Genomic DNA, 9,631 nt, shown 5'->3' on the forward strand with positions numbered 1-9,631 from the left:
GATCAGCCAGAATCCATGTTCACGCCTGGCCAGAATTCGTGTTCACGCTTTGCCAGAATGAGCGTTCACGATTAGCCAGAATATGCACCAGTAAGTCTCGACAGAGCCTCACCGTACTTTTTGGCATGATTCCGATAACTATTCAGCACCGAAAGCCCATCTTTGGAAAATAACGAATTTCGGGCAGCCCCAAAACCAGCTTCAGGATTTACCACATAGTCGATGAAAAACCTTGGACTACAGAAGTTCTTCAAGGAAATCCGGTTTATCAGACTACTCAGCGCCTCTACCATAAGCGCTCCTGGTGAAATCCCTTTGACTGGAATTAAACGACTACTCGAAACCTTCATGAAGTACGTACCTCCTTACGCTACCTTATCCCTGCCAGGCTTGCGCTCACCAGGCTTTGTCGAGCCAGATTTCGATTCTTTTTCAGGCTCCCCCATCAGAATACTCCAGACCTCATCCATACTTACCGAATTAATCAAGGCCTCACCCGCCCTGATATCTTTGGCAATGCGCTTAAGCGCTATTGGCTCCAAGCGCTCTACTTCAAAATCTTTCCAGCTGACATAATCTCTATTGTCGTTAAGCGCACGGTTGAGCGCTCTCTCCATCCACTGTTTCAATATGCCCACGCAACCACAGGAACCAACAAACAGATCTTCCAGCCTACCCATAACACCGTCGGATAATTTCGCCGGATAAAAAGCAAACAAAGAAAGGAATGCTTCTTCAAAAGCTTCAATATCGCCACTTGAACTGGCAAGGTAAGGTGAGAAATTAATGACTTTGGTTCGTCTGGCCAGCTACCCACTTCCTTCCAGAAACCTCAATAATTCATAATTCCCATCCATAACCAGCTTGAGCTCCCCCTTGTTGGAGATGGACTTCAGGGTTTCCATATAGAGATTCATGAGGTACTCATCCCTACAACTCATGAGAAAATGGTGCGCCTCATCTACAAACAAATAGCGCACCTGGCGAGACTCAATCGCCTCCTCCATCGCGCTCATCAACTCCTGCTCCGAGTTTTTACGGGCAAGTACTTTCTGCATTTCTTTAATGGGAAATCTTGAGCTGTCACTCAGCATCAAATTCCGTCTGGTCATACCAATATCGACACACTGAATCAGAATCGATCTGGCAAGAGCGCCCCACTCGAACTTCTTACTGCGAGGACTTCTCACCTCTTCATACAATACCGGTATTTCCGGGCAATTCTCCTCCAGGGTCGTTGCATAATGAGCTTCCAGCTTTTCATACTTCCTGTGATGCACCATTGATTTACCGACCCCGGTAGCACCTGGGATAAGGATGATCTGATTTGCGTCAGACGCCAAAGCCAGGTCCAACGCTTCTGACACCTCCGTCAAACGCGGATGAGTGACAATACCCTCCGTTTTGAAGTAGCTTTTCCTGCTCTTCGAATCGCTGGCAAGAATACTTTCAGGGACAGCACACTTAGGTGATAAGGCAGCTTTCTTTGCCATTAGAATTTCTCCGGTTTATGGCTTGATGGATCCATCTTCTTATTGAACAACCCTTTTGAGGGTTTTAATTCAGTCTGAACAACAACCTCAGCTTCACGCTCAATCTCCCCCTTCAGCTGAGCTTCCTTGCTATTCACAAGGGACTGGGCTGCCTGATGGCTTTCCACGACATCATTTGCCGATTTCGTCTGAAAAAAGCGTGCAGCACTGATCTCTTCACGAGAAAAAACATCGTGATATTTATCTTCCTGCTCACGGCGACAGGCAAGAATCCACTCCCCCCCCAAACAGACTGCGATATAGCTATTATCCATTGGGTCATAACGGATCGGGACACTCTTCCCAACCCACTTGGGATCATTAAGCTTCTTATGCGAAAAGAGCTTGTTATTAAATTTCACCCCTCTGCTAACCAGAATTTTTCGCATCAGCTGACTGTCTTCAATGAGTGTCAATGCCAGGAATTCCTCACTGTATTCAATATTCCTGACATCTCTGACGCCATGTTTTTCAATACTCTCACTTAGAGCCGTGGCTGGAGAAATCCCCATGGCACTATGAGTTTGGTTTATATAGAGCTGAAAAAGAAAACTCTCGAGCGCTTCTTTAAGCCTCTTGATATTCCAAAGTGCCAACCGGTAAGGATTAACCTCTTTGCTCATCTGGCGAATATTTCTGGTATTCTGTGTATTGCCCTCCATTTTATAAAAAAAGGAGGTATTAAGAGTGCCGAACATCCGCTCAATCAACGAACCGACTTTCGCCTTACCTGTGCGATCTATGATCGTGACACCATATCGGGCACAAAGTTTCTGGAAGTACACACTTTTAAACTCAGCCCCACCATCCACTACCAGCTCTTCAGGGAGCCGCCCGTTACGTCGTACACAATCTCTAACCACCATCATCAAACTGGCTCGTGACGGGTTATCAAAAGACAAATAAACTCCAAGTGGTGCGCGGCTATAGGCATCAATCATCAATGAAAGCCAGATTCGATTCACATTTTTTTTCTTTGCTTTGATATGCTCTCTAGCCTCTTCAGCACTCAGAACTCTCAAAGTAGACAGGTCAATCAACGTATGATCAGTATGCGCTCTCTGATATGCCCGCTCACCATGAGGATCAGAAGTATCAATTGAGGGATCCAGACCCGGCCGCAAATTATTAGCAGCTTTTGAACCATGACGAGGCAGTGCTAATTTATGCGATTGATGAGCAAGAATTCTCTGCCTGAATGTTTCCAGACAAACAGTACCAATACCTAATTCCGCACACTCAGCATCAAAGCTCGCATGGACATCACTAATATTTTTAACCGTGGGCGTTTTGAATTCGGTCTCAATATACTTTTCAATTAGCTCCTCAGTCTGCTCAGAAAACCTCTTCGATCGATTACCCTTGCCAGCATCATCATCCAACAGGCCGTAATAACCACAACCGAACCTTATCTGTGCCTTTTTATAGCGCCTATGGTAATTACGTACACCTGGCGCAGGGCTCCGGTCTTCACCTGAAGGGTAAAATTGCTATATGAATAGTGGTCAATACGAGGCTGATCATTACCAGTAATCACTTCAACCATGACAGAGTTGCTGGGGGCATCAAGAGACAGCACCCTCCAATAGCTATCACCATGACGGTATTGGTTACCAACTTTTATTTCATGGACATTCGAAAACAACAGGTCAGAAGCAACCATCGACCTTTGCTTGTTAATGAAACTTCTTTTCACCTCATCAGAAGCAAACAAATGGCACTTAGCAGGCCTTGATAAACGCTCGTTATCCAAATCTGCAAGCAATCGTCCCTGCCCAACCATCCATAAAATGTCATCAACCTTAACTGAATCGTGATAACCCAGAAGATCTGATACCGAGATCACTTGCTGTTCACGAACAGTTTTAAGCACAGCTTCCTGTCGTTCCTCATCAACCGCTGATGATCTTCCTCTCATAAAATCAGCAACATGACAGGCGTTATCAATTCTAATAGTTTTCTCACGGTTCCTGATGAAGAACTTATGACCAAGACCAGTGCCTTCAAGAACTTCATCAATGGCAGGATACATCCAGTCGCCATCTTCCAGCTGATAACGTCCTGGATGCTTTTGACTAAGCTTAATAATTGTTTCATCAGAGTCCTTGCACTGAATGAAACCAATAAAGTCTTTACTGATCACAAAAAAATCGGGGGTGTAGTCAATTGATCTCAACACTCCATTTTTATCAGGAGCCTTGATTTTAAATTTACGAGGCTGGCACCTGAAAAGAGTGATGTCAGGATTAATTTCAGCCAACAGCAAATACGACAGCTCAACGTGAAGACTCTCAAACTGGATGATCATTCCATTCTTATGGCTTACAAATCGTCCAGATGTGGTGTATGCGTTGCTTTTAACAGTTCGGGCAGGATCGGAAGACAGAATAAGCGCTACCATCGCCAACCCGGATTCAGTCACACCTCTCGACTTGCAATACAACAGCACTTCTTCATCTGATAGCAACGCAGACTCCTATTTTTTAATTTTGTTATCCTATTTTTCAGATTTCACAATTTTTTTAATCATCTCAACTGCCTTTTCTCAAAACAGAAGTTTGACTTTAAAATCAAGCAGGTGTTATTATGGGCTAACATCCCATACAGATAATTTTTTTATCAATAAAAACAGCAAGTTAAATATTAACTGTATCTAAAGTGTAAATGTTAGGTAAACAGACCTAATACCTTATAATAAGCACAACTTTCAGCTTTTATGCTGAAAGTATAGACTCGTTATGAATATTGACCAGCCAGGCAAGAGCAGGTTCATCAAAACCGTTCGTAGCAACCTCATTTCAGCATTAAAAAAAACACCCTCAACAGAAAGATCCGACTCATTTATGACTCAGTCAGAACTAGCCAGACTGCTACTCATAACTCCTCAACAGCTGTTCAAAATTCTCAATGAAGGGAATCCAACCCTTGGAACGATCTGGCAGATCTGCAACACATTGAGAATTTCACCACAATCACTTTTTGAAGGTACTGAGCTGGAAGACATGAATCGTATAGATCCAAATATTGAGCAGATATTGAAAGACAGGGAAAAGAAACATTAGGTCAGATTACTAGCCATCCAAACAACTCCAGACATATACTTCACTCCAACTCAATAACACCAATATTCAACAAGGATGACAGCTCAACATGAGCCGTTCAAAAATCGCCGCATTTATTGATGTAGAAAACCTTACCCACTGGCTTAAGGAAAAAGGCCCCGAAAAGCTGGTTACAGAGCTCAGCTCGACTGGCCAGCTAATTGTCCGGAAGGCCTATGGTAACTGGAACACTCCTAACATTCAGGGTTTTCAGGCAGACCTGAATCGTCAGGGCTTTGAGCTGATGCACAACTATCATCCCGTTGCCGGAAAAAACTCATCGGATATTCAGTTAACCGTTGATGTAATGGAAAGCGCCCTGCGGCTTACGGATGTAGAATGGTTTGTCCTGGCCACCGGTGACTCTGACTTCTCACCGTTGTTCCGAAGATTAAGGGAGATGGGCAAAGAAGTTATTGGAGTAGGCCCTCGCTCTCCTCTCAGTGAGTCGGTAAAAACATCCTGCACCCGCTATATTTTCACAGACACACCAGAAAGCCTGGATGCTGATACCCGTTCTGAAGAACTGAAAAAAGCCATTGATCTTACCTTGCGTACTCTCAAAACTTTTGATGGCGCAGCTGACTGCTCCGTTTTGAAAACCCGTCTGATCTCAATTGACAGCGCCTTCAATGAAAAAGCCTTTGGATTCACCTCATTTACCGATTTCCTCAAGGATATTGACTCCATAGAAATCAGCCTGCATGAGAAGAGGAAGTGCTGGCAAGCAAGCCTTGCTACTGCTGCTAATAGAGTCACTCCAACTCAACAAACACAGTTACAGCCACCTACACAACCTCAGCCTGACAAAGAAAAACTCGCAGAAACCTATCTTCAGATTCTGAAAAAACTACAATGGCCACAAATTGAAAAAAACACACTCACTAAAGCATTGACCTTGGCAGCCACACTTTCTCCTTTGCCAAGAAAAGATTTCCCTGCCATTCTGGCAAAAACCAGCAAAGGACAAATCTCTGAAACAGATGCAAAAAAGGTAACCAGCTTACTTTATAAAAGTCACCTGCTTGATATCTCTCACACAGATCCGAAAAATAGCCCCGCAACACAGTGCTACCAACTAAAACATAAGAAAAACTATCTTCAGGAAATTGATCAGGCGATGCTTTCCAGACTGCATAATGCCTGTCAAAACAACCAGCAAACCTTGAGCTATGCCGTTGTTCAAACCATGACTTTTAACAAATACCCTCAGGATCTATTCTCGAAATTGTTACAGGATACGCAAGGGGTACCATAGCCTCTTCAACCTCGTAAAAATGATTAAAAAAACCCCAATCATCCAGAAATGAGAGGGGCTATTTCTTAACATTATAAAACTCGGTTAACAGAAGCTGCCCAATAACTCAGGACTTGGGCTTCAGGTAAGGACCGTTTGGTAATTTCGTCGGATCCAGATACAGAACCTGATAATTAGCCTGCTGTGTCAAAGGCAAATAATTAGGAGCAGCCCTGGTAATTGCAGCAGAAACAGCCATCACCACCAAATCAGCCAGAGGATTACCAGAAGAGTTATTCTGTTGCGGTGTGTACTGCATGGTTTTATTGGCAGTCCATAATTCCTCACCGGTCTTACCACTGACAATACGGTAGGTAAAGCTGACCGTCACGGTTGTGCTCAAAACAATATACTGTGCATCCCACTTATTAATGGTCACATACAAAATGGCGTCAGCACCAAACATATTACCCAGTTGAACCGGGTCGGCCGAGTGAACCAGATCGGCATCGTAAAGCCCTTCACCTTCCAGAACCGTCTTTACCGTATTCACCGGAAAAACATAGTACCCTTTCTCGGCTAATGGCACAGAAATGGTGGACAGGAAGTAATTTGGCGCATCAACGTCAACAGACTCATTAACAACCGGTACAACCAGTAATGAGCTGGGGTTCGCCTGCTGAAAAGCACTGAAATCAACCTTTGGGGCCTGGGCAGCACAGCCAGCTAACAAGCTGACACCCAGTATAGTCAGCCATTTTTTCACATTGGTAATCATTGTTAACTGTCCTTCTGGCCGTCAGCCTTTGGCTTACTCGTCAGGTTATTAATCATGGCATCCATAAGATGGCGACTTTCAGGCCAGAGATCCCTCTCTCTGGTGTAGTAAATAACAGCTTCATCGGTTTTACCCTGTTGCAACATCAGGGTTCCATACTCCGCATACATACCCGGTGCTACACGACCATTAGCCTCTTCTATCGCCTGCAGCAATTGCTCAGACAACACCGCCAGCTCAGCAGGGTCTTTGTAATAACCATAAAGCCCGGATTCGTACTCACCCCAATGATACAACCCCTGATTGGTCTGACACCCAGCCAGGAACAGAGAACCGGAAACTACCGCCACCGTGATTAGTTTTTTTACGTTCAACATTTAATAGCCACCGATCGCAAATGTCTTACTGACGCCTTCAGCCACGTAGAACTTCTCACTTAGAACCGTCTTACCTGACCGTTGTATTTCCAGAAAATGGGTTCCAGCCTCAATACGCAACCCTGATTTTCCAGCAGAGAATTGAGCCGCAGCTCCCATTTGAATTCCATCCAGTATTACCAAATCACCCTGTCTGGCATCAGTAAACATAATGAACGGCCGGTCATCCAACGCCTGAACATTTTCTGTCGGCGTATTAACACACCCCGTAAGGACAACAAAGGACATGAAAACAGCAAATAATGTAGAAAACTTAAACATTCTGAACAGCCCCATTTATTCAACAATTTCCAGTTTATCCAGACTGTGGCCGTCTAATGATCCGCTGATCACTCGCACGACACTGCCTTCATTATTTTCGTTATCACCAAACGTTGATATCACTTCAACTCTGGCTACCTCAGCACCCGGTAGGGTGACAGTAAAGCCAGTTTGTTTGGATTTAATCTTTTTCCCGGCAGTCATCACACGCAGCTGCTTTCCTGCAGAAAGTCCCTGACTCTGACCACCACTGATGAAAATCTGTCCATCAACAACATCGAGGATATAGGTCTTCCAGGGTCGCTCCATCATTTTCTGGATCATGTCATCGATCACTTCGCTAATGGCTGCGGCAATCGCTTTATCAGTTAATGTACCGTCGTAAGCAGCACGGGAGCCAAAACCGGCAACTGATGCACTTTCCAGCGTTGCTTCACCAGCCCCCGAGGCAGAGAAGAAAGCCTGCCCGGTGTTCACATCCACCAGTCGCAATTCAACTTTTGCATGGGCTAACTGGGTTTTGGTACTACTGAGAAACCCGCTTTCTCCGGTGACATTCCGGCCAAACTCTGTCAGGGAACCAACAACCAGCGTATCCACACCCACCAGCTCACCACCCGCACCGAACATCTGTCTCTCTTGTTCTATACGTGAAAGGTCCGGACGCTCAAAAACCACAAAATTACCGGAATTAATCAAACGGGTTGAGAGCATATCACTCAACTGTTTGCCCAAAGGGTCCATATGATCATCACGCAACAGCGAACGGCCATAATTGGTTTCGTTAGTCATCCTGCCAATGGCGATTTTTCGCTTAAGAGAGAGCGCCTGCCTTTGGGCCAATTCTGTCGCCTTTTTTTGAGCCGCAATCTGTTGCTCCTGACTTACAGGTGCTTCTTTAACTGCCACATGCGGTGTCTGCGTTGCGCAACCAGCCAGAGCAAGAGCGACGGCAACGGTAGCTATTTTTTTCATATCTGGAAAACTTTCAATGTCAGGGGTACGGAAATATATCTGGCAAAAATTTTACAAGATTATTACGAGCAGTTATATCAAAATCAAGTGCAACGGAAATCACGCATATCACCTGTAAATGTACAATCGTACTATCCAAGAATTATCGAAAATTTCACACAAAGCTATCTGGGACCCTGCTCCCCACAGTCAATAAAAGGCTGTGGTACAACCCACGGGCGGTAGCGTCTTTGCGAAAAGCTATCCTTTCAAGTAAAAATAAACAAACGTACTATTATTAACCCGAACAACTCTAAGGCAAGAGACCGCAACTAGGGAAAAATCATGAAATCCCCCGAAGCCATTGAGCCCAATGGCTTCGGGGGATTTCATGATTTTTCCCTATTATCTGGCGTAATCGGGTTATAAGAAAACCGGGGTCGGAAAACTCGGGTCGGAGAACCCGGGTAGGGTCTTGAATCTTGAATTGAGGATATTCTAAAGGTGGAACTGGATTTACTGGATAACGTGGCTTGCTAACCATATGATGACAAAATGCACACATTCACTATACTAACCCTATGAAATGCTTTAACTGGAACCCTGACAAGAATCAGCAGCTGATAAGTCAGCGGGATAAATCCTTTGAAGAGATTATCTTTCATATCCAAAGCGGCGACCTGCTTGATGATATCACCCACCCTAATACGGTGGACTATCCTCACCAGCGGGTGTTTGTGGTCAATGTGCAGGGCTATGTCTGGCTGGTGCCTTATGTAGAGAATGAAAAGGAGATTTTCTTGAAAACCCTGATACCGAGCCGAAAGTTTACCCGCGATTACCTGGGAGGTGATTCATGAAAAAAAACAAGCTGGATCAAGAGGAACAGGCACTTCTGGACGCCTTTGAAGCGGGGGATTATGAGTCTACCCTGACCCCGGAACGCAAAGCGGCACTAGAGAGTGTTGCTAGCGAGAGTTTTAAAAAGGATAAGCGCATCAATATCCGTATCTCCCAACGTGACCTGCTGGCCATTCAGTCCCGTGCCCAGCGTGAAGGTATTCCCTACCAGACGCTGGTCTCCAGCATTATTCACAAGTACCTGTCTGGCTCGTTGCTGGATGTGTCTTCCCGATCCTGATTATGCTGACTCCCGATCCCTCCGCTTCCCTATGGCAGCGGATAAAATTGATGACCAAACATGCAACACGCAAGAACCGCTAAATGACTAACCAGGCATTACTGTAGTGGTCAAGTAAAAATGGACACCTGATTAAGCCGCTTTACTGAATTCCTGTTGCTCAAAGTCCACAGGGCTCACGTAATCAAGA

13 protein-coding genes are annotated in these 9,631 nt (G+C 44.9%); 4 read left to right on the forward strand and 9 right to left on the reverse strand.

What is annotated here, in order from left to right:
* Positions 1 to 71: 71 nt before the first annotated feature.
* The 5 genes from ACO6UY_RS23295 to ACO6UY_RS23315 all read right to left on the reverse strand — a co-directional run bounded on the left by ACO6UY_RS23295 (position 72) and on the right by ACO6UY_RS23315 (position 3,999).
* Complete coding sequence (locus tag ACO6UY_RS23295) at positions 72 to 350, reverse strand: hypothetical protein (RefSeq protein WP_422491450.1); 279 nt, start codon at positions 348 to 350, stop codon at positions 72 to 74.
* A 15-nt stretch (positions 351 to 365) separates the two neighbouring features.
* Positions 366 to 680, reverse strand: a complete 315-nt coding sequence (locus ACO6UY_RS23300) for a hypothetical protein (protein WP_422448537.1) — start codon at positions 678 to 680, stop codon at positions 366 to 368.
* Between the two features lie 129 nt (positions 681 to 809).
* On the reverse strand, positions 810 to 1,493 hold the full coding sequence (locus tag ACO6UY_RS23305; RefSeq protein ID WP_422448539.1) for an ATP-binding protein: 684 nt from the start codon (positions 1,491 to 1,493) through the stop codon (positions 810 to 812).
* On the reverse strand, positions 1,493 to 2,914 hold the full coding sequence (locus ACO6UY_RS23310; RefSeq protein ID WP_422463622.1) for a DDE-type integrase/transposase/recombinase: 1,422 nt from the start codon (positions 2,912 to 2,914) through the stop codon (positions 1,493 to 1,495). The genes ACO6UY_RS23305 and ACO6UY_RS23310 overlap by 1 nt, the downstream gene beginning before the upstream one ends.
* A 26-nt stretch (positions 2,915 to 2,940) precedes the next feature.
* Positions 2,941 to 3,999: a Tn7 transposase TnsA N-terminal domain-containing protein gene (locus tag ACO6UY_RS23315; protein WP_422448543.1), complete on the reverse strand. Its 1,059-nt coding sequence runs from the start codon at positions 3,997 to 3,999 to the stop codon at positions 2,941 to 2,943.
* A 271-nt stretch (positions 4,000 to 4,270) separates the two neighbouring features.
* On the opposite strand from ACO6UY_RS23315, the gene ACO6UY_RS23320 reads away from it, so the two are divergent.
* On the forward strand, positions 4,271 to 4,594 hold the full coding sequence (locus ACO6UY_RS23320) for a helix-turn-helix domain-containing protein (RefSeq protein ID WP_422491452.1): 324 nt from the start codon (positions 4,271 to 4,273) through the stop codon (positions 4,592 to 4,594).
* Between the two features lie 88 nt (positions 4,595 to 4,682).
* Positions 4,683 to 5,891: an NYN domain-containing protein gene (locus ACO6UY_RS23325; protein ID WP_422448545.1), complete on the forward strand. Its 1,209-nt coding sequence runs from the start codon at positions 4,683 to 4,685 to the stop codon at positions 5,889 to 5,891.
* Positions 5,892 to 5,997: 106 nt separating this feature from the next.
* On the opposite strand, the gene ACO6UY_RS23330 is transcribed toward ACO6UY_RS23325, so the two are convergent.
* The 4 genes from ACO6UY_RS23330 to ACO6UY_RS23345 are packed head-to-tail and all read right to left on the reverse strand — an operon-like array spanning position 5,998 to position 8,321.
* Positions 5,998 to 6,648 carry a DUF799 domain-containing protein gene (locus tag ACO6UY_RS23330; protein ID WP_422448547.1) on the reverse strand — a complete coding sequence of 217 codons (651 nt, stop codon included), beginning with the start codon at positions 6,646 to 6,648 and terminating at the stop codon, positions 5,998 to 6,000.
* A 2-nt stretch (positions 6,649 to 6,650) separates the two neighbouring features.
* Positions 6,651 to 7,025, reverse strand: coding sequence for a DUF4810 domain-containing protein (locus ACO6UY_RS23335; RefSeq protein WP_422448549.1), 375 nt, complete (start codon positions 7,023 to 7,025; stop codon positions 6,651 to 6,653).
* Positions 7,026 to 7,346 (reverse strand): hypothetical protein, encoded by a 321-nt coding sequence (locus ACO6UY_RS23340; RefSeq protein WP_422448551.1) that lies wholly within the window; start codon positions 7,344 to 7,346, stop codon positions 7,026 to 7,028.
* 15 nt (positions 7,347 to 7,361) lie between these two features.
* The gene (locus tag ACO6UY_RS23345; protein ID WP_422448553.1) at positions 7,362 to 8,321 is read right to left on the reverse strand and encodes a CsgG/HfaB family protein; all 960 of its coding nucleotides are present in this window, start codon (positions 8,319 to 8,321) and stop codon (positions 7,362 to 7,364) included.
* A 560-nt stretch (positions 8,322 to 8,881) separates the two neighbouring features.
* On the opposite strand from ACO6UY_RS23345, the gene ACO6UY_RS23350 reads away from it, so the two are divergent.
* Together ACO6UY_RS23350 and ACO6UY_RS23355 are read left to right on the forward strand one after the other, a co-directional pair.
* Positions 8,882 to 9,160, forward strand: coding sequence for a hypothetical protein (locus ACO6UY_RS23350; protein ID WP_422448555.1), 279 nt, complete (start codon positions 8,882 to 8,884; stop codon positions 9,158 to 9,160).
* Positions 9,157 to 9,441 (forward strand): CopG family antitoxin, encoded by a 285-nt coding sequence (locus tag ACO6UY_RS23355; protein ID WP_422448557.1) that lies wholly within the window; start codon positions 9,157 to 9,159, stop codon positions 9,439 to 9,441. Before ACO6UY_RS23350 ends, ACO6UY_RS23355 begins: the two co-directional genes overlap by 4 nt.
* Positions 9,442 to 9,631: the final 190 nt, after the last annotated feature.

Origin of the sequence: Endozoicomonas sp. ALE010 (genome assembly GCF_049310165.1) — a bacterium.
Lineage (GTDB): Bacteria > Pseudomonadota > Gammaproteobacteria > Pseudomonadales > Endozoicomonadaceae > Endozoicomonas.